Source organism: Candidatus Dorea massiliensis AP6 (assembly GCF_964245105.1).
GTDB classification, from domain to species: Bacteria; Bacillota; Clostridia; order Lachnospirales; family Lachnospiraceae; genus Laedolimicola; species Laedolimicola intestinihominis.
The window spans coordinates 1-19,178 of the sequence record NZ_CAXTKW010000024.1 but is presented as its reverse complement, the minus strand read 5'-3'; the positions used below and the strand labels follow the sequence as shown (position 1 = coordinate 19,178).

Genomic DNA, 19,178 nt, shown 5'->3' with positions numbered 1-19,178 from the left:
CCTGTAACTCATCGTCCCGGCTCAGGCGCTCGTACAGTGGGGTAATTTTTTCATTTCTCATGGCTGTACCTCCTGAAGCAAAAATGCTCTAAGTGATTGCTTCACTAACCATGACAAAATCATGATTAAGAAGTCACTTAGAGCATATATCACCCTTTCCCTTTTCTATCCGGAGCCAGAAATCATCCTCCGCCATTCTTCCTTCCGTCTTCTGAATAATCAAATAGGGATCATAAAAGGGCAGCCCCAAATCCTGAAGCACCAGCTTCATCTTGTCTCTGCTTTCCGGAAAACAGCGCGATTCCAGAAACGCGCGATAATCATCCATATCCGGATGTTCCTTTTTTCCAAACGCCCGGAACATTACATTGTCCGTATAATTTTTTATCTGAATCAGGTTCTTTGTTTCGTCTAAATCGATTAAAGTACAGTACTTTTCTTTATACATGTACCACATTCTGACCGGCAGGTTTTGCGAAGGGATTTCCCGTTCTTTTATATAATCCATGTTACGCTCCAGAAGCTTCATAAGCAAGACAACCGGTCCGCTTGCAGGTTCTTTTTCCCAGCGTTCCACTGTCTTTTTGGAGCAACCCAGCAAACCCACAAATCCTTTCTGTGTGAGATCCAGTTTCTTTCTTATTCTTTTCATTTCTTCGGTTGAAATTGTAGCCTCTACGGCAAATCGTTTTTCTTCCATCATTCTTCTCCATGTCCTGCCTCTTTTTATGTACTTTATCACATTTTTTTTACATGTAAAGAAAAGTCGTCAAAATGACGACTTTTCTTTGTGTATCATCGACATTTTGACGACTTTTCTATTTTTCATTCACTTTTTCAATCCGGTATGCCAGTCCGATCTGGGCCGGGTCGGTCTCCTGGATGTAACCGCTAAACCAGATCTCCACGGTGTCGCCGGTCTGTACCTCGTCCATCAGATTATCTGTGGAAACCACATAGTCGCCTGCGGACATTTCCTGAAAGCCGTCGGCCACAGCGATGTAGGTCACCAGAAGATTCCCCTCGTTTACTTCCTTTACCTCAGCCGTGAAATGCAGTACCTCCGCCGGGATCGACGTGTCCACAGAATCCACATTCCGGAAGATATGGGGTTCGTCGTCCCAGTACACAAGCAGGGTGTCGTCCGCGCCGAACTGGTAGCCATACCCTTTTCCGAAATTGGCTTCATCGTCTTTGGCAGGCAGCTGGGTGCTTTCCACTGAAGTGGTAATCTTTCCATCCATATTACCGCAGCCAACCATGCTGCTTAAGAACCCGGTATCCTGGTAAATGACGCCGTTCACCCGGACACAGGGCGCATAAGCCACCGGGCGGGATTCCGTGAGATCGGGCAGTGTGGCTGCGTCACCGGAACCATCTGTGCTCTCCTCCTCAGACACTGCATCGCCGGTCTGTACCTGGGGCTCGGATCCGACGGTGTCCTGAGTCTGCGCGCCTCTGGCGCAGGCTGTCAGAAATGTGGCTGCGGCGGCTGTTATCAGTAACAGACTAAGTCTTTTTTTCATAGGATAATCCTCCTTCCCTTTACTTATATAAACGCTTCTTTTTCAGGTTTACTACAGAAAAGCAGAATTTTATCCCGCAGATTTACAGTTCATGATAATAGGGACAGATATCGTTACTGAAGTTCCTTGCAGACGTCTACCCACCCAACGGCTCCCGCCACCTCTTCCAGTTCCGGAATGGTAAGCTTCACCGCGCTGTGATCGTCCCCTGCTGCCGGATACACGGTCTCGAAGCGGCGTAGGCTCTCATCCAGATAGACCTTCACACCATCGTTGATGCCGAAGGGGCAGACCCCGCCCGGAGCATGGCCGATCCATTGCTCCACCTCTTCAAAGGGAATCATTTTCGCTTTTATATGAAAAGTATCCTTGTATTTTCGATTCTCTACTCTGGCCGTTCCTTCCGTCAGTATCAGTATCGGCTGGTCATCCAGCAGAAAGGACATGGTCTTGGCTATCATGCCCGGCTCCACCCCCAATGCGTCCGCTGCCTCCGCCACGGTGGCCGTAGATGCCTCTAGACGGATTACGTGATCTAAGAACCCTTTCTGCTCCAAGTAATTTTCTGCTCTTTTCTGCGACATGGTGTTTCTTCCTCCTGTCTTCTCTTTTGCTTCCTTTGCGCATTTTGTTTTATTCTACCACGCTGACAGGCAAATAAAAAGCGGAATCGAAGATTCCTTTCTCCGATTCCGCTTTTTATCAGGTGTTGCCCCTCTTTCCATTCTTTTATGTAACGCCTACTTCTTCTCTCCCGCCAGCTTCTCTGCAACTACGTAGAGCACAATGGTAACCACCATATCCGGCAGAGTATTGCCTACGACCATGTCCACATTCATCAGCCACCGGTAAATGACAAAGCCCAGAAGCCACAGTACCAGCGTCTTCCACTCGAAGGCTCTTTTGCTCTCTGCCTTTTTCAGGATAAAGAAATCCGCAATCTGAATGGCAATCATCGGCGCAAAAACAGATCCGATGAAATACAGGAAGTCCGTGATATCGTCCATGGGGAACAGGATGGCTCCTGCAATACCGATCACAGTCACCACAACCGCTACCCATTTTCCATGGATCTTCTCTCCCAGAGACTCGCTGGAAATACCTGCGGAGTACGCGTCCAGGAAGGTGGTGGTCACGGTGTAGAATACAATGATCAGAAGGCCTGCGATCCCCAGCCCGGCCTTTACCATAATCTGCGCGATATCCGACTCTCCGGTAAAAATCGCGGCTCCCATACCAATCACATACATCCAGCAGCTTACCAGACCGTAAACGACTGCGCCAAAGGTCACACCTTCCTCTCAGCCTGTATACAAGCTCCCGTCTGTTTTATTGTCTTTTTGCGTTATAGATCGATTTTCATAAAAGAACAAGGTCTTTTCAAAATTTTCCTGTACAGTTTCTACTACATATCACCTATACAAGTTCAGCCTGGCGCTTTTCCATTTTTCGCATATAGAGAAACCAGACCACAAAGATCGCGCCGCCCGTACATACCCAGGAAGCTACGTAAACATTCATCAGCATATCATAGGTGGGGAACCATTTAAATACCGTCAGAAGCCAGATCATACGGAATACAACCGTTCCCAGAATTGTGATAATAGAAGGTTCCAGGGATTTTCCCATACCCCGGAGCGCCGCGCTCTCCACCTCATAAGTAGCTGTCAGTCCCTCCAGCGAGCAGACATGATGCATCCGCACCAGGCCATAGACCGCCACACTGCTGCTGACGGTATAGATTCCTACGAAAAATTCGTCCCAGATCATAAAAATAATGCTCAAAATCTCGGTAAAGCCTATTCCAAACAGCATACAAAGCCAGAAGATCCGCTTGCAGCGCTTCAGATTCCCCGCGCCAAAATTCTGGCTGGTAAAGGTTACTGCCGCCTGGGCAAAGGCGTTGGCAATATCATACGTAAAATATTCAAAATTCAGCGCCAGGGAGGATCCCGCAATGGCGTCCTCTCCAAAGGAATTGATACCGCTCTGGATAAATACATTGGACACGGAAAAAATCGCGCCCTGGATGCCCGCCGGAATTCCAATCAGCAGTACCTTTTTTAAATCAGCGCCGTCGATACACAGCCTGTGGAAGCAGAATTGAAATTCATCTGTTCTTGCATGGAGATGAACCATTACCAGCACTGTACTCAGCACATTAGATATAACCGTGGCAATGGCGACACCTGCCACGCCGAGACCAAATACGATGACCAGCAGAAGGTTCAGAACCACATTTAAAATGCCGGACAGGATCAGGTAATACATGGGGCGTCTCGTGTCGCCATAGCTTCGAAGAATGGCAGATCCAAAATTATAAAGCACCATGAAGGGCAGTCCGATAAAATAAATGCGGATATATAATAATGCCTCATTGATGACTGTTTCCGGAGTTCCGGAAGCCTCCAGCACCAGCCGTGCCGTCAGTATACCGACAGCCAGCAAAATCATTCCCAGTATTGCCCCGAAGGTCATAATCGTATGCACCATCCGGCTTATGCTGTCCCGCCTTCTCTGGCCGATCAGATTGGCCAGAGCCGCATTGGGACCCACCGCCAGTCCCACAATCAGATTGACAAAAATTCCCACCAATGCCACGCAGCTTCCCACTGCCGCCAGAGCCTGAGAGCCCGCAAACCGGCCTACCACCGCCACATCGGCTGAGTTAAACAGCTGTTGCAGAATACTGCTGAAAGCCAGCGGAACCGCAAACAGAATCAGCTTCCCCGCCAGGCCGCCGTTCAGCATATCCATTTCTTTTGTTTTCTTTCGTTCTTCCATCTCTATTTCTCTCCGCCGAGTGCGATAATATTTTTATGTAATAGGGGATTCCATCGGAATTTCCTATTACATAAGAAAAGGTCTCAGAATTCATCTGAGACCTTTATGCAGGAGATGGGACTTGAACCCACACAGCCTTGCGACTACAGGCACCTGAAGCCTGCGCGTCTGCCATTCCGCCACTCCTGCTCACTGCGGAAGATGGGACTTGAACCCACACGATTGCAATAATCACAAGATCCTTAGTCTTGCTCGTCTGCCAGTTCCGACACTTCCGCATTTAGTTGTTTGCCCGCTTCGTCAACGCGCTTGATTATAATAACACCGCTTTTAACAAATGTCAACTGTTTTCCCGAACTTTTTTCAAAATTTTTTATTCGATTTTTAAATTTACAAATTTGAAAATAATTTCAAAAAAGTGTTGACAATAAGAACACTTTCTGATAAGATACTATTTGTTCGCAGGAGTGGCGGAATGGCAGACGCGCAGGCTTCAGGTGCCTGTAGTCGCAAGGCTGTGTGGGTTCAAGTCCCATCTCCTGCATGGTTAAGGCTTTCAGAGTTATCTGGAAGCCTTTTTTATTTGCGTTTCACGGACGGACAAAACCAGGAGCGGCGGAGGATTTTCTTCTGAAGTGTTCGGACGTTTCACGGACAGGCGTCTGTCTGGCTCGGACTCAAGGTCCGCTCCAGTCAGACACCAGTGCGCGAAAAGCCGGACACTATCTTAGAAGAAAGTCCTCCGCCGCTCCTGGTTTCTGGTTTTTGATATAAACTAGATGGCTATACCCGTACTACTTTATGTCCAGCTGCCTTCAGCAGCCGGTTCATAATGGCGGCACCGATGGCGGCGTCTTCGAAGGATTCGGAGAAGATACAATCCACATCCGTGTCGTCGAATTTACGGAGTACTTCAAAGAGGTGCTGCGCGATCTCTTCTTCGTTACTGCGTGCTCCCAGGCTCATGACAATGCCGTGGGGATAACGGGACTTTGTCTCGTCGGTGGCTATCATACCTACTTTTTTACCGCTCTCTTCGGCCTCTGCCGCCAGCCGGTTCATGGTCTCGACTACTTTGTCACTAGGGCCTTCCACGATGGTTAAATCGGCTCTGGGCGCGTAATGGCGGTATTTCATACCGGGAGCCTTGGGCTTAACGCCTGAGTTCGGAGCGATGATCGCCTTATCAATCTCTACCGGACCAATGACTGCTTCCATCATATCTTTTGTGATGGCGCCCGGGCGCAGAATGACCGGAGGCTCTACACTCATATCCACAATGGTAGATTCCAGACCAATCACTGCCTGGCCGCCGTCCAGAATCATCTCGATCCGTCCGGACAGATCTTCTATCACATGGGCTGCCGTAGTCGTGCTGGGACGACCCGATACATTGGCGCTGGGAGCCGCAATAAAACCGCCTGCAGCCCGGATAAAGGCCGCCGCAATCCCGTCGCTCGGCATCCGCACTGCTACCGTATCCAGGCCGCCTGTGGTCTCGGAAGGTACCCGATCCGTCTTGGGGAAAATCAGAGTCAGTGGTCCCGGCCAGAAGGCATCCATCATTTTTTCTGCCTTTTCCGGAACCTTCTTCGCAATTTTATACAGATCCGCCCGTTCTTCTATGTGTACAATCAGAGGATTGTCCGAGGGGCGTCCCTTAGCTTCGTAAATCTTCATGGACGACCGGGGATTCAGGGCGTCTCCGCCCAGGCCATAGACAGTCTCGGTGGGAAAGGCCACCAATCCGCCTGCGCGGATGATGTCGCCGGCCTCTTTCATGATCTCCGGATCGATGTTGTCATAATCTAGTTTTCTTACCTGTGTATCCAATTTTTCACCTGCTTATACTTAAATTCTGATGCTACTGTATCATTTTCCAGGTGATTTTTCAAGCCTCCGCTTTATTCACAGCACATAATATTTCTCTCTGCTTCAAATCTCCGATTGCATACTGTCCATGCAAAAAAATACCCTGACATTTCTGCCAGGGTACCACTCATACAAGATTTACTTCGCCATCCGGTAGATTTCCGCCATATCTGATCTGGTCAGCTTCTGAATGCCGCCGATGGTCCGCTTATCCATATGGCTGCACTTGTAGGCCAGCTCCAGAATCTGCGCTTCCGTCAGTTCTACACCAAGCTCTCTGACGCTGGTGGGCATATGGATGGAACGGAAGAAATCTTCCAGCGCCTCAATACCTTCCAGAACAGTTTTCTCCGGATCTGCGTAATTATACGGAACATCCATGACATTTACTGCGAATTTAGCAAAACGCGGAATGTCATTCATATATACGTAGCGTGCCCAGCTTCCCCAGACTGCCGCCAGTCCCGCACCGTGGGTCACATCGAACATGCCGCCCAGCTCATGCTCCAGCTGATGGCAGGCCCAGTCACCCACTCTGCCGCAGCCGGTCAGCCCGTTGTGGGACAGACTTCCCGCCCAGAAAATCTCAGAACGGGCGTCATAATCCTGCGGATTTTTCAGCAGAATCTTTGCCTGATGCATCACTGTCTTTAAAAGACCCTCCGCCAGACTGTCCGTCAGCTCCGTATTCATCTCATGGGAGAAATACCGCTCCATGGTGTGCATCATAATATCCACACAGCCGCTCATGGTCTGATATTCCGGCAGGGTATAGGTCAGCTCCGGATTCATAATCGCGAATTTCGGCCTGCCCAGATCGCTGCTGTAGCCCCGCTTCAGCCAGCCCTCCTCATTGGTAATGACAGAGGAATTGCTCATTTCACTTCCGGTGGCTGCCAGAGTCAGCACCACGCCTACCGGGACGGAGTCCTTCGCCACCGCGATTTTTTCATAAAAATCCCAGACCTCGCCGTCGTATTTGACGCCATACCCGATGGCCTTGGCAGAGTCAATGGCGCTTCCGCCTCCTACTGCCAGAATGAAGTCTACCCCTTCTTTTTTACAAAGCTCAATCCCCTCATGAACCAGGGACAGATGGGGATTCGGCACTGCGCCGCCCAGCTCTACCCAGGGAATTCCTGCCTCGTCCAGAGACTGAAACACCCGATCCAGAAGACCGCTCCGTTTCACGCTTCCCTTTCCGTAATGCACCAGCACCTTCGTTCCGCCAAACTCCCGTACCAGCGCTCCGGCCTGATGTTCTGTATCCTTTCCGAATACTACCTTTGTGGGTGTGTAATACTGAAATCCGTTCATGTGACCTCCTCCTTTGTCTCACTTTCTCTTCCAGCGTTCTCTTTCGATATTTCCTGCATTCTCCTTTTTATTATACGTTTTCCTTCTCCTTCCCGCAAGGGCATAGAATAGCTTTTTTCTGTTACATTTTTGCACACTTCGTCCTTCAGGCGTACTTTGGGTGCGTTGACTTTTTCTTTTATTTCTTCCTATTCGTATCTGAGCGCCTCAATCGGATTCATCTTTGCCGCCTTGTTGGCCGGATAATAGCCAAAGAATACGCCGATGAGAATCGAGAAGGTCACGGAAAATACGATACCGCCCACGGAGGGCTTCGCCGCGTAGCCCAGGGCATTGGTCGCCACCGCTGCCAGAATAAGTCCCAGCACAATGCCGATGAAGCCGCCCAGCAGGCAGATAACAATGGATTCGGTGATAAACTGAAGCCGGATGGAGCCGTTGGTAGCCCCCAGAGCCTTTCGGGTGCCGATTTCCCGGGTTCGTTCCGTGATGGACACCAGCATAATATTCATAACACCGATACCTCCTACCAGCAGGGAAATTCCTGCGATGACGGAGATGGCAATGGACACCGTAGACAGCATACTGGTCATGGAGGAAACCATACTTTCCATGCTGCTAGCGCTGATTTCGAAGCTGTCGTTGTTCCGGTAATAGCTGTTATTAAACCAGTTTTCCAGCTCCGTGCAGAGGCTGGTGGAATCCACGCCGGAGGCCGTCACAATGGTTAGCTGTGAATAACCGGCTGTAGAATGATTCTGATTCCGTGCTGCCTCCAGAGGCATATATAAGGAAGTGTAAATATCGTCGTCGGATTCTGTGGTGAAGCCACTGTCCTCGTATTCGTAGACGCCCACGATGGCGTAGCTGTAATACCGGTTGCTCACATAGACCTGTACTTCGCTGCCCACTGCCGCGTCGTAATCGCCGTCAAATAAACTGTCCGCCAGCTTGTCGGATACCAGCACCACCCTCTTAGTTTTAGTCTGGTCGGTCTCTGTCAGGGTACGGCCTGCCAGCAGCGTCAAATCCTCATTTTCCAGATATGCTGTGTTTACGCCGGTCAGTGTCACATTTGCCGTCAGGTTCCCATCCTCGGCGGCGCCGCTTCCTGCGGACTCGCTTAAGAGAATCTCACGGATGGAATCGGCAAATTCCTCCTTCATGGCGTCCAGCATCTCGTCGGTGATGTAATCCTCGTCATCCATGGTGCTGCCCCGGGAAAAGCCCATGAAGACCCGGCCATCCGCCGTGCTGGTCTCGCTGGTACTCTTCTGGGACACGCCCAGGGTGATGTTGTTGACGCCCATGTCCTCCATGGAGCTGGTCACAGAACTGCTGATGGAATTACCCACACTCATGATAGCGATGACTGAGCCAATGCCGATGATGATACCAAGCATGGTCAGAAGGGCGCGCATTTTATTTGCCAAGAGACCGTTCAGGGCCAGCATGATATTTTCTCCGATTAACATGGCGCTCCACTCCCCTTTCTCTCTCCGATGATGCAGCCATCCTTCAGGGTGATGATGCGCTCCGTCTCAGAGGCCAGCTCATTGGAATGGGTAATCAGCACGATAGTCTTGCCCTGCTCCTCATGGAGCTTATGGAAAATATCCATGATTTTCCGTCCGGTAACGGAATCGAGAGCGCCGGTGGGCTCGTCTGCCAGGATGATGGACGGGTCGTTGGTCATGGCCCGGGCGATGGACACGCGCTGCTTCTGACCGCCGGACAGCTCGTCGGGCTTGTGAGTCATCCGCTCGCTCATGCCGACCATTTCCAGATAGTATTTTGCCCGCTCCTGACGTTCCTTTTTGCCCACGCCTGCGTACATCATGGGCAGCTCCACGTTGCGGAGGGCCGTGGTACGGCTGATCAGGTTGTAGGTCTGGAATACAAAACCAATCTTCCGGTTACGGATACCGGACAGTTCTTTGTCTTTGGCGCCCGCAACATCCACACCGTCCAGGGTGTAGGCCCCGCTGGTGGGGCGGTCCAGCACGCCGATGATATTCATCAGCGTAGTTTTGCCGGAACCCGATGCGCCTACGATGGACACAAACTCGCCCTTTTTCACCTGTAAATCGATGCTGTGCAGGATCTCCAGCTCATTGGGCTGGCCCACATAAAACCGTTTCACAATCTGTCTTAAATCGATGATGTTCTGTTCTTCTGTCATGGCCGCCTCCTTAGAATCCGCCCGGAGCGCCACCGCCGCCGGATGCTCTGCCGCCCGGTCCGCCGGATCCGCCGGAAGGACCGCCGCCCATATCTCCGCCGCCTCCGAAGTTGAAGGTGACGCCATCCTGACTGCCAGCGTCATCGGAACCACTCTGACCTGTGCTCTGCTGCAAGGGCGTAGACAAATATACAGTCATGCCCTCGCTTAGTTCATCGCTGATAACCTCCGTATAATAATCAGTCTCGATGCCGGTCGTTACCTTGACCTCTTTCTTCTCGCCATTGTCATCTACATAAATGACACTGTCGCCGCCCGCATTGGTCTGCACGCAGTCATAGGGCACTGCCAGCGCGTTCCTGCTCTCCTCCAGCGCAATGCTGACCGAAGCCGTCATACCGGCTCGCAGCTTATCCTGAGGCTCGTTCAGAGTAATCTGAATCTCATAGGAAGCTGTGCCGCTGTCGGAACCCATAGTCTGACCGGTAGTTCCGGTGGGCGCCACGTAGGTAACCTCGCCCTCCAGCTCCTCATCCCCCAGAGAATCCGTCTTCACATAAGCAATCTGTCCCTTTTCCAGATTGACCACATCGTACTCGTCTACAGTGGCGTCCACGACAAAGTTATGCACATCCTGAATCTCGTAAATGGTACCGCCCGCGAATACGTTATCCTCCTCCACATTCAGGGCTGTAATGGTGCCGGACATGGAAGCATAGACGGTACAGTCGCTAAGCTGCTCCTCATAATCTTCAATCTTGTTCAGAGCATCGTCGTCACTCACCAGCTGATCCTGTAATTTTGCCTTCTCATAGGTCTTTTCTGCCTGCTCCACGGTGCTGTCGTACTGATCCTGAGCTTGTTCCCTGGCGGACTGCGCCTGGCTGTAAGCACTGTAAGCCTGGCTGGCTGCCGCCTGGGTCTGCTCGTAAGCGCTCTGCGCTTCACTGACAGCCTTCTGCGCCTCCCCGTAAGCAGCTTTTGCGTTCTGATAGGCGCTGTATGCGCTGCTGCAGCTTTCCGGCAGGGAACCGTTTACACTGCTTAAATAACTTTCCAGGTCGGTAATCGTCACGGTACTGTCCACTGCCTCAATGGCGCTTTTCAAGGCGCTGGCGGCCTGATCGTACGCATTTTTCAAGCTGTCGGTATCATATTGGGCTTTGACACTGTTCAGCTTATCCAGCGCCTCCTGCTCGGCTGTTTGGGCATTGGCATACGCATTTTTATAGGCATCCCGGGTATCCTTGGCGTCCTGCAGACTATCCTCCGCATCCGAAACGGTATCCTGGTACTGGGTCTCATAATTATCCAAAGCATCCAACTGCCGGTTCACCGCATAGTTGTTCCTTGCGTCCGCCAGGGCGTCCTCGATATCCGAGGAATCAAAGGTACAGATAATGTCGCCCTCCTGCACCTCGTCGCCAACCTCCACGTAAACCTTGGTGACTTTGATATCCTTCAACGTCGTGCTGGCGGTTTTGCCGTTGGCCGTAGCCAGGGTTCCGGTGACGCTGACCGAATTGGTCAGATCCATTTTCTCTATCCGGGCTGTTTCGATGGTCATCGCCTGCATCTGTGGTTTCTTACCTTTTCCCCGCCAGATGACGCCTGCCACAATAGCCGCAATCAGAACCAGTACCAGAAGTATGGTCAAAAGTTTATGCTTCTTTACGAAGCCGCCGATTTTTCGGCCTGCGCCTTTCAGCTTTTCCAAAACCTTAGGTTCCTTTCCCGGCTCCTCTGTCTCAAATTCTTCCGCGTCCCCTATTTCTTCATTTTTTTCGAACTCTTCTGACTGTTCAAAATCTTTACCAAATTCCTTCACCTTTTTCTTCCACAGCTTCACGCTTCATCCTCCTTCATAAACGCCTAGTTCCTGCGCCTCTTAAATCCCGGCGCTGACTGATATTCATTGTAAAGGGGGAATGTGTTTGTTTTTTGTAAAAGGTGTGAGGAATGGGTGTAGAAAGTGTGATTTTCCTGTGTTCCCGGAACTCAAAATAAGCCGGAGCGTTCCATACCGCCCCGGCTGCTATCCTCTGGAACATCAATAGGTCGTAATATAGGTATTATACCCCTTCTCCCGCACCTCCCGCTCCATGGCGATGGCGTTGCTTAAGCGCGCGTACGCGCCGATCTGCACTTTATAAAGCCCGTCATGGCAAATGATATAGGCCGGGAAGCCGTCATTTTCCAGAAGGCTTAAGAGGTTTTCGGCGTTCTCTCGCTCCCGATAGGCTCCGGCCTGAACCCGGTAGAGTTCTTCTGCCGGGACGGATGTCTCCTCCGGCTGGCCGGTCATAGACATATCGTCGGCGGACGGCGGATCAGGCACTGCTGCCACTGGCGGCTCCTCCAGGGTCTCCATGATGCCGTCGGCGATGGCCTGGGCCATGGCCTGGAAGCGGCTGTCGAAGAGCTGATTATCCTTGTCGCTGTCGATGAAGCCCGCCTCCACCAGAAGGGCCGGCATCCGGGTGCTGTTTAAGACCACCAGGTTCGGACGGATATCCACGCCCGCGTTCCGGAAGCCCAATGCCTCCAGGTTGGCGTTGATATTCTCGGCCATCTCCTTTTTAAATCCGGAATCATCATAAATCAGGGTCTGCACGCCGTTGTACTGGCCCGGATAATCCGAAGCGTTCCGGTGAATGGAGATAAACAGGTCGGCCCCCTCCTCATTGGCAATGGCTGCCTTCTGCCCCACCGACTGAGTGGCGTCCGTTGTTCTCGTATAGATCACATCATATCCATTTTCTTCCAGAATATTTCCCACTGCCACGGCCAGGCGGAGGGCGTCGTCGCTCTCCCGGCGGCCCTGGTACGTAGCGCCTGGGTTCCTTCCGCCGTGCCCTGCGTCGAGTACAATCTTTTCCACCATAAATTCTCCTGTATACTGTCTCTTTTTTCCTATCTTATGCACAGAAAAATCATCTTGTGCAATTCGCCTGTTTGGTGTATGATAGGAAACGGTTTTGACCAAAACTGACATATGAGGAGACATGTTATGAAAATCATCAAACAAGTGGGGATTATTTTCTCCATCTGCGCTTTAAGCGTGCTGATTGAGCATTTTCTGCCCTTTGCCTTTCCGGCCAGCGTCATCGGTATGATTCTGCTCTTTCTTTTTCTGTTGACCGGACTTCTGAAGATTGACCATATCCGGGAGAAATCGGACTTTCTGCTGGCCAACATGGCTTTCTTCTTTATCCCGGCAGGCGTGAATGTCATCAATTATCTGGATATTCTGAAGGCCAACTGGCTGCCCCTGCTGCTGATTTGTGTACTGACTACCATTATTACCTTTGCGGCCACAGCTTACAGCGTGCGCTTTACCATGTATCTGCTTTCCCGCAGGAAAGGAGGCCGTCATGAGTGAACTTTGGGCTTCCCCCTATTTCGGAATTGCGCTCAGCATTCTGGCCTTTTGGGCCGGAGAAAAGCTTCAGAAGAAGCTGAAATCGCCTTTCTGCAACCCGCTGCTGATTGCAATCCTCATAATCGTGATTATTCTGCTGGTGTTCGACATTCCTTATGACAGCTACAACGAAGGCGGCGCCGTCATCAATATGTTCCTGGCTCCGGCCACAGCCTGCCTGGCGGTATCCATCTACACGAAGCTTCAGCTTCTGAAGGAAAATGCCATCCCGATTCTGGTGGGCTGCACCGCGGGCTCTCTGTCCTCCATGGGCAGCGTCTATGTGCTCTGCAAGCTGTTCGGCCTGGACAAGGCCATGACTGCCTCCCTGCTTCCGAAATCCATCACCACTCCCATCGCGGTGGAGGTCTGCCAGACCCACGGCGGCATCGTGCCGGTGACCGTCATCGCGGTGATCTTCACCGGCATCCTGGGCAGCATCCTGGCCCCGTATCTGATCAAGCTTTTCCGGGTAAAGAACCCGATTACCGCCGGTCTGGCCATTGGAGCCTGCAGCCATGCAGTGGGCACCTCGAAAGCCATTGAGTTTGGCGAGACCGAGGGCGCCATGAGCGGCCTGGCCATCGGCGTGTGCGGAATCCTGACCGTGATCATTTCCATGGTACTTTTATAAAATATTGCATTGACAAACAAAAGCGGGAAGGCTCTCAAAAGTCCTTCCCGTTTTCTTATACTTCGGTACATCTGCTCACAGTCCGTATTTTCCGTTTTCCGTTCATCTCGGCATTTTTTCCTTTTTGAAGCATCCTTTTTCAATGCTTCTACAAAATATTCCGGAAATCATTGAACATTACCACCAGCATCAATGCCATCAGAAGCATCAGCCCCACAAAATGCACCATGCCTTCCTTCTCCGGGTCGATTCGTTTACCGCGTCGCAGGACTTCCAGAAAGAGAAACACCAGCCGTCCGCCGTCCAGCGCCGGAATCGGCAGCAGATTCATCACGCCCAGGTTGGCTGACAGGAGAATCGAAATATTCAGCATATTCAGCCATACGTAGAAACCGCCGTCCGACTTGCTGGCCTCATAGGTTTCTCCAATGGTATTCACAATTCCCACCGGACCGGAAATATCGTCGGCGCTCACCTGGCCGTGGAACATCATAGCCAGACTCTTCAGCGTGGTGCTGATCCAGTATTTCACCTCATAAGCGCTGTAATATACCGTCTGGAAAATATTTCCTTTTGTCCGCATGCCGGAGCCCTGAAAGCCCAGCAGATACGTGCCATACTCGCTCATTTTCGGCTCCAGTGTTACCGCGTGACGCTGGCCATTCCGCTCATAGGTCACGGTCACAGTCTCCCCCTGATGCATCTGCACGTAGAGACTGACCTCCCGGTACACGTGGATATGTGTCTTATTCATCTGCACAATCCGGTCTCCCGGCTGCATGCCCGCCTCCGCTGCCGGATAGCCGTCCATGACCGCCACGATGTCCGGCGCGTCATAGCCGATGCTGCCGACGATAAAAAGCGACAGGAAAAAGGCCAGTATAAAATTGAAAATGGGACCTGCCGCCACCACGGAAATCCGGGTCCAGACAGATTTGCTGCCGAAGGAATTCTCCTCGTTGCTCTCACCGTCCTCTCCCACCATCATGCAGGAACCGCCGAAAGGCAGAAGCTTCACCGAATACCGAGTTTCGCCGATCTGTTTGCTGAAAAGCCTGGGACCCATGCCTAATGAAAATTCTGTCACGCCGATACCGCCCCGCTTCGCCAGCAGAAAATGACCAAACTCATGAAACAGCACGATCAGACTGAATATCAGAAGCGCAAGTATAATCTTCAACTTACCACCTGCTTTCGATAAATTCGTATACCGCCTGCTCTGTATACAGAATCTCTTCCACAGACGGATTCTCTTTTACTGTATGATGTCCCATACAGGTCTCGATAATCTCCGGAATCTGCAGATACGCAATCTTCCGATCCAGAAATTTGGCTACCGCCCGCTCATTGGCCGCATTGTAGACCGTGGGCATGGAACCGCCCGCTGCCGCTGCGTCAAAGGCAAGCTTCAGCCCCCGGAACGTTTCCATATCCGGCTTTTCAAAGGTAATCTCCTGCAATTTCCAGAAATCCAGACGATCGCCCGGCAGGAAGCGCCGCTCCGGGTAATACAGGGCATACTGAATCGGCAGCTTCATATCCGGTGTGCCAAGCTGGGCAATCACCGCGCCGTCCACAAATTCCACCATGGAATGGATGATACTTTTGGGCTGTACCACGATCTGGATATCCTTTGGTTCCACGCCAAAAAGCCATTTGGCCTCCATCATTTCCAGACCCTTATTCACCAGAGTAGAAGAATCGATGGTAATCTTCCGGCCCATGGCCCAGTTGGGATGCTTCAGGGCGTCCTCCACCTGGATATTCTTCAGATCCCCCAGCTTCTTTCCACGGAAAGGTCCGCCGGAGGCTGTCAACAGAATTTTCTTAAGCTGGCTGCGGTTTTCACCGTTCAGGCACTGGAAAATGGCGCTGTGCTCGCTGTCCACCGGCAGAATCTTCACGCCGGTCTCTTTCGCCAGTGGTATAATGATATGCCCTGCGGTTACCAATGTTTCCTTATTGGCCAGTGCAATATCCTTTCCCGCTTTCATGGCCGCAATAGTAGGAACAATTCCTATCATTCCCACGATGGCCGTCACGACAATTTCCGCCTCCGGCAGAGTGCAGACCCGGATGAGACCGTCCATACCGGATACCACCTTCACATCCAGATCCTTCACTGCGTCGCGCAGCTCTTTCGCCTTTTCCTCGGTCCAAACTGCCACCAGACGGGGATGGAATTCCCGGATCTGCTCCTCCAGCTTCTTGATATTGCTTCCGGCTGCCAGAGACACAATCTCCAGATCACCGTTATTTCTCGCCACTTCCAGGGTCTGGGTCCCGATGGAGCCTGTAGAGCCCAAGATTGCTATTTTTTTCATCGTATTCTCCTCATTGTTTTTTGGAACTTATCGACTGAACACCAGCAGGGTCAGCGCATAAATAATCGGTGCGGTAAAAATAACGCTGTCGAACCGATCCAGAATACCGCCATGACCCGGAATCAGATGTCCATAGTCTTTAATGTTATGATTTCGCTTGATTGCGGAAGCCGCCAGATCGCCAATCTGGGATACTGCTCCGCCTGCCGCGCACAGAATCACGCAGCCCCGGATGTCCAGGTCAAAAATCATACCGTAGATGGCGCCTAAAAGCGCCGCGCCCACGATACCGCCGATGCCGCCCTCAATGGATTTCTTCGGACTTAAAATCGGAGCCATTTTGTGCTTCCCGATGAGCATACCCACCGCATAGGCACAGGTATCGCAGCCCCAGGAACAGATAAAAATCAGGAAATACACGATAGGCGTATTCTTTCCCTCAATGGGAACCATACGGGTCTGGTACAGAAATGAAAGCATCAGCGCCACATATACCAGTCCGAAAAAGGGCGCGGTGATTTCATCGGTCTTATACTTCGGAAAGGTCACCACATAGACGCTCATCAGCACCATCAGGAAAGCTACCAGAAGCAGCGGACCCGCCAGATTCAGAGCCTCGCCCATGTATACAGTTCCGTAATAAAGCACCACGAAAATCATGCCCCAGATACCCGGCGCTTTTTTCTCCAGGCCAAATACCTGCAGGAACTCCCAGTATCCAATCAGGGAAATCAGCAGTGTGAATCCGAACAGCACCGGGCCGCCCACGATACCGGTGGAAATAATAATCGCCAGCAGTACAATACCGCTTATCAGCCTTGTAAAAAACGACTTCATCTTATTCCTCCCTTACGCCGCCGTAACGCCGGTCACGCTTATTATATGCCAGAACGGCCTTTTCCAGCTCCTCTTTGGAAAAATCCGGCCAGTGTACATCGGTAAAATAAAACTCGGAATAAGCCAGCTGCCATAAGAGATAGTTGGACAGCCGCTGCTCACCGCTGGTGCGGATCAGCAGATCCGGATCCGGGATGCCTGCGGTATCCAGGTACTCTGCAAAGGTCTCCTCGCTGATATCCGCTGCGCTTAATTTTCCCGCATCCCGATCTGCCGCCATTTTCTTCATGGCTCGTACCATCTCGTCCCGGCTGCCGTAGTTAATGGCAATCTGGAAATTCAGGCCGTCGTTACCCTTCGACGCCTCCTCCAGCTCCGCCACACTCTTCCGGATATCCTCCGCCAGTCCGGTCTTGTCGCCGATCACGCGAACCCGCATGTGATTCTTCTCCGCGGTCTTCAGACAGTTCTTCATATAGTTCCGCAGAAGCTTCATCAGCGCGTCCACCTCGTCCTGGGGACGCTTCCAGTTCTCTGTGGAAAAGGCGTAAACTGTCAGGTATTTGATGCCCATGTTCCAGGCTTCCCGGCAGATGGTTTCCACCGTTTTGGCTCCCTGGACATGGCCGTAATTGCGGGGCATGCCTTTGGATTTGGCCCAGCGGCCATTACCGTCCAGAATGATGGCCACATGCTGCGGAATCTTGATATCTTTTTCCATATTTTTACTTCCTCCGTGTGTCTGTTGCGGCATTGTATACAATGTCCTTGAATCGCACAATGGGACGGGCAGCACAAATACACCACCCGTCCCCTCTTATTTTTTGGCGTAAAGACCCTTATACGGTCATGATCTCCTTGGACTTCTCATCCACTGCCTTATCAATATCAGCAATGTATTTGTCCGTCATCTTCTGGGTCTTGGTCTCCAGATCCTTCATATCATCCTCGGAAATCTCATTGGCCTTGTTCTGCTTTTTGAATACTTCGTTGGCGTCGCGGCGGATATTACGGATAGCTACCTTGGCAGCCTCTCCCTTCTTCTTGATATCCTTTACCAGATCTTTTCTGCGCTCCTCGGTAAGCTCCGGGAATACCAGACGGATCACAGTACCGTCGTTGGACGGCGTGATACCTAAATCAGAAGTCATAATCGCCTTCTCGATGGCCTTAATCAGGCTCTTCTCCCAGGGCTGGATCTGCAGCATTCTGGGCTCCGGCACGGAGATATTACCAACCTGCTGAATCGGGGTCGGGGTTCCGTAGTAATCTACCTTCAGCTTGTCCAGTACATGCGGATTGGCACGGCCTGCGCGGATAGCTGTGAACTCACGAATCATAGCGTCGTAAGACTTTGTCATTTTTTCTTCATATACTTTTAATCTCTCATCCATGTTGAAATCCTCCGATTTATTTTATACGGTAATCCTGGTTCCGTTGAATTTACCTCTTACAGTGTCTACGATGCTGTTCTCTCCCTCAAGACCGAATACCAGCATCGGCATCTTATTCTCCATACACATGATGGAAGCGGTCAGATCCATCACAGCCAGACGCTTGTCAACCACCTCAGCGATGGAAATCTCGTCATACTTTTTGGCATTCGGATTCACCTTCGGGTCGCTGTCGTATACGCCGTCGATGGCCTTTGCCAGCAGAATTACGTCGGCCTCGATCTCAATGGCACGAAGGGTCGTGCCGGTATCTGTGGAGAAATAGGGGTGTCCGGTGCCGCCCGCAAAGAACGCTACGCCGCCCTCCTCCAGGAACGCTACTGCATCATCCTTGGTAAACAGTTTTGCAAAACCGCCGCATACAAAGGGGGTATATACCTGCGTCTTCATTCCCACGGAACGGAAAATCTCAGAGGTATAGATACAGTTCATAACCGTAGCCAGCATGCCAATCTGGTCCGCCTTGGTACGCTCCATATTCTCGCTGGTACGGCCTCTCCAGAAATTGCCGCCGCCAATGACAATGCCCACCTGAATGCCATCGTCCACCAGGGTCTTGACCTGCTTCGCCACGCCCAGAACCGTAGCCTCATCAAAGCCCGTGTGCTTCTCACCTGCGAGAGCCTCACCGCTTAATTTCAGTAATACTCGTTTCATGTTCGGATCTCCTTTTAGTCCGCAGCGCACGCACTGCTCAATACTAGATTTAGTATATCACACATTCCCACCCTATTTCAATGAGGGATTGCGTAAGGTTCGGGTAAATTTACTGTAGGAAATTAATAGACAGAGCATCCTTGAGATATGTTTCAGAATCAAAGTTTTCT

The 19,178-nt window shown here is 51.4% G+C and carries 18 protein-coding genes, 3 tRNA genes and 2 pseudogenes; 3 read left to right on the top strand and 20 right to left on the bottom strand.

Features of this window, described 5'->3' with window-relative positions; all coding sequences use genetic code 11:
- The 8 genes and pseudogenes from ACESZP_RS17210 to ACESZP_RS17175 form a co-directional block, all read right to left on the bottom strand.
- Positions 1-61: pseudogene (locus ACESZP_RS17210) on the bottom strand (recombinase family protein); the annotation flags it as partial.
- 72 nt (positions 62-133) lie between these two features.
- Entirely contained in the window at positions 134-703 is a 570-nt protein-coding gene (locus tag ACESZP_RS17205) for a helix-turn-helix domain-containing protein (RefSeq protein WP_499709873.1), read from the bottom strand.
- 115 nt (positions 704-818) lie between these two features.
- Positions 819-1,526, bottom strand: a complete 708-nt coding sequence (locus ACESZP_RS17200) for a hypothetical protein (protein WP_178039175.1) — start codon at positions 1,524-1,526, stop codon at positions 819-821.
- Positions 1,527-1,639: 113 nt separating this feature from the next.
- Positions 1,640-2,110, bottom strand: coding sequence for a YbaK/EbsC family protein (locus ACESZP_RS17195; protein WP_178039174.1), 471 nt, complete (start codon positions 2,108-2,110; stop codon positions 1,640-1,642).
- Positions 2,111-2,266: 156 nt separating this feature from the next.
- A pseudogene (locus ACESZP_RS17190) lies at positions 2,267-2,803 on the bottom strand (SLC5/6 family protein); the annotation flags it as partial.
- 139 nt (positions 2,804-2,942) lie between these two features.
- Positions 2,943-4,310: an MATE family efflux transporter gene (locus tag ACESZP_RS17185; protein ID WP_499709872.1), complete on the bottom strand. Its 1,368-nt coding sequence runs from the start codon at positions 4,308-4,310 to the stop codon at positions 2,943-2,945.
- Between the two features lie 106 nt (positions 4,311-4,416).
- A tRNA-Leu gene (locus ACESZP_RS17180) sits at positions 4,417-4,499 on the bottom strand.
- Positions 4,500-4,503: 4 nt separating this feature from the next.
- Positions 4,504-4,588: transfer RNA gene (locus tag ACESZP_RS17175), tRNA-Leu, on the bottom strand.
- Between the two features lie 183 nt (positions 4,589-4,771).
- On the opposite strand from ACESZP_RS17175, the gene ACESZP_RS17170 reads away from it, so the two are divergent.
- Positions 4,772-4,854: transfer RNA gene (locus ACESZP_RS17170), tRNA-Leu, on the top strand.
- A gap of 239 nt (positions 4,855-5,093) precedes the next feature.
- Here ACESZP_RS17170 and ACESZP_RS17165 read toward each other — a convergent pair.
- The 6 genes from ACESZP_RS17165 to ACESZP_RS17140 form a co-directional block, all read right to left on the bottom strand.
- A complete protein-coding gene (locus ACESZP_RS17165; RefSeq protein ID WP_499709871.1) occupies positions 5,094-6,143 on the bottom strand; it encodes an L-threonylcarbamoyladenylate synthase in 1,050 nt (349 codons plus the stop codon).
- 177 nt (positions 6,144-6,320) lie between these two features.
- Entirely contained in the window at positions 6,321-7,499 is a 1,179-nt protein-coding gene (locus tag ACESZP_RS17160; protein ID WP_178038231.1) for an iron-containing alcohol dehydrogenase, read from the bottom strand.
- Positions 7,500-7,687: 188 nt separating this feature from the next.
- Positions 7,688-8,974: an ABC transporter permease gene (locus tag ACESZP_RS17155; RefSeq protein ID WP_499709869.1), complete on the bottom strand. Its 1,287-nt coding sequence runs from the start codon at positions 8,972-8,974 to the stop codon at positions 7,688-7,690.
- Positions 8,968-9,681: an ABC transporter ATP-binding protein gene (locus tag ACESZP_RS17150; RefSeq protein WP_440322924.1), complete on the bottom strand. Its 714-nt coding sequence runs from the start codon at positions 9,679-9,681 to the stop codon at positions 8,968-8,970. The genes ACESZP_RS17155 and ACESZP_RS17150 overlap by 7 nt, the downstream gene beginning before the upstream one ends.
- 10 nt (positions 9,682-9,691) lie before the next feature.
- On the bottom strand, positions 9,692-11,530 hold the full coding sequence (locus tag ACESZP_RS17145) for an efflux RND transporter periplasmic adaptor subunit (RefSeq protein WP_499709867.1): 1,839 nt from the start codon (positions 11,528-11,530) through the stop codon (positions 9,692-9,694).
- Between the two features lie 201 nt (positions 11,531-11,731).
- Positions 11,732-12,565: an N-acetylmuramoyl-L-alanine amidase gene (locus ACESZP_RS17140; RefSeq protein WP_499709865.1), complete on the bottom strand. Its 834-nt coding sequence runs from the start codon at positions 12,563-12,565 to the stop codon at positions 11,732-11,734.
- Between the two features lie 126 nt (positions 12,566-12,691).
- On the opposite strand from ACESZP_RS17140, the gene ACESZP_RS17135 reads away from it, so the two are divergent.
- Both ACESZP_RS17135 and ACESZP_RS17130 read left to right on the top strand, forming a co-directional pair.
- On the top strand, positions 12,692-13,063 hold the full coding sequence (locus tag ACESZP_RS17135; RefSeq protein WP_499709864.1) for a CidA/LrgA family protein: 372 nt from the start codon (positions 12,692-12,694) through the stop codon (positions 13,061-13,063).
- A complete protein-coding gene (locus ACESZP_RS17130; protein ID WP_499709863.1) occupies positions 13,056-13,736 on the top strand; it encodes an LrgB family protein in 681 nt (226 codons plus the stop codon). The genes ACESZP_RS17135 and ACESZP_RS17130 overlap by 8 nt, the downstream gene beginning before the upstream one ends.
- Before the next feature lie 148 nt (positions 13,737-13,884).
- Here ACESZP_RS17130 and rseP read toward each other — a convergent pair whose 3' ends face one another.
- The 6 genes from rseP to pyrH form a co-directional block, all read right to left on the bottom strand.
- Positions 13,885-14,916 (bottom strand): RIP metalloprotease RseP, encoded by a 1,032-nt coding sequence (gene rseP, locus ACESZP_RS17125; RefSeq protein WP_178038225.1) that lies wholly within the window; start codon positions 14,914-14,916, stop codon positions 13,885-13,887.
- A 1-nt stretch (position 14,917) separates the two neighbouring features.
- On the bottom strand, positions 14,918-16,060 hold the full coding sequence (dxr, locus tag ACESZP_RS17120) for a 1-deoxy-D-xylulose-5-phosphate reductoisomerase (protein ID WP_499709861.1): 1,143 nt from the start codon (positions 16,058-16,060) through the stop codon (positions 14,918-14,920).
- A 27-nt stretch (positions 16,061-16,087) separates the two neighbouring features.
- Entirely contained in the window at positions 16,088-16,897 is an 810-nt protein-coding gene (locus ACESZP_RS17115; RefSeq protein WP_499709860.1) for a phosphatidate cytidylyltransferase, read from the bottom strand.
- A 1-nt stretch (position 16,898) separates the two neighbouring features.
- The gene (gene uppS, locus ACESZP_RS17110) at positions 16,899-17,618 is read right to left on the bottom strand and encodes an undecaprenyl pyrophosphate synthase (protein ID WP_499709859.1); all 720 of its coding nucleotides are present in this window, start codon (positions 17,616-17,618) and stop codon (positions 16,899-16,901) included.
- A gap of 118 nt (positions 17,619-17,736) precedes the next feature.
- Positions 17,737-18,291 carry a ribosome recycling factor gene (gene frr / locus ACESZP_RS17105; protein WP_178038221.1) on the bottom strand — a complete coding sequence of 185 codons (555 nt, stop codon included), beginning with the start codon at positions 18,289-18,291 and terminating at the stop codon, positions 17,737-17,739.
- Between the two features lie 21 nt (positions 18,292-18,312).
- Complete coding sequence (pyrH, locus tag ACESZP_RS17100) at positions 18,313-19,008, bottom strand: UMP kinase (protein WP_178038220.1); 696 nt, start codon at positions 19,006-19,008, stop codon at positions 18,313-18,315.
- Positions 19,009-19,178 lie beyond the last annotated feature (170 nt).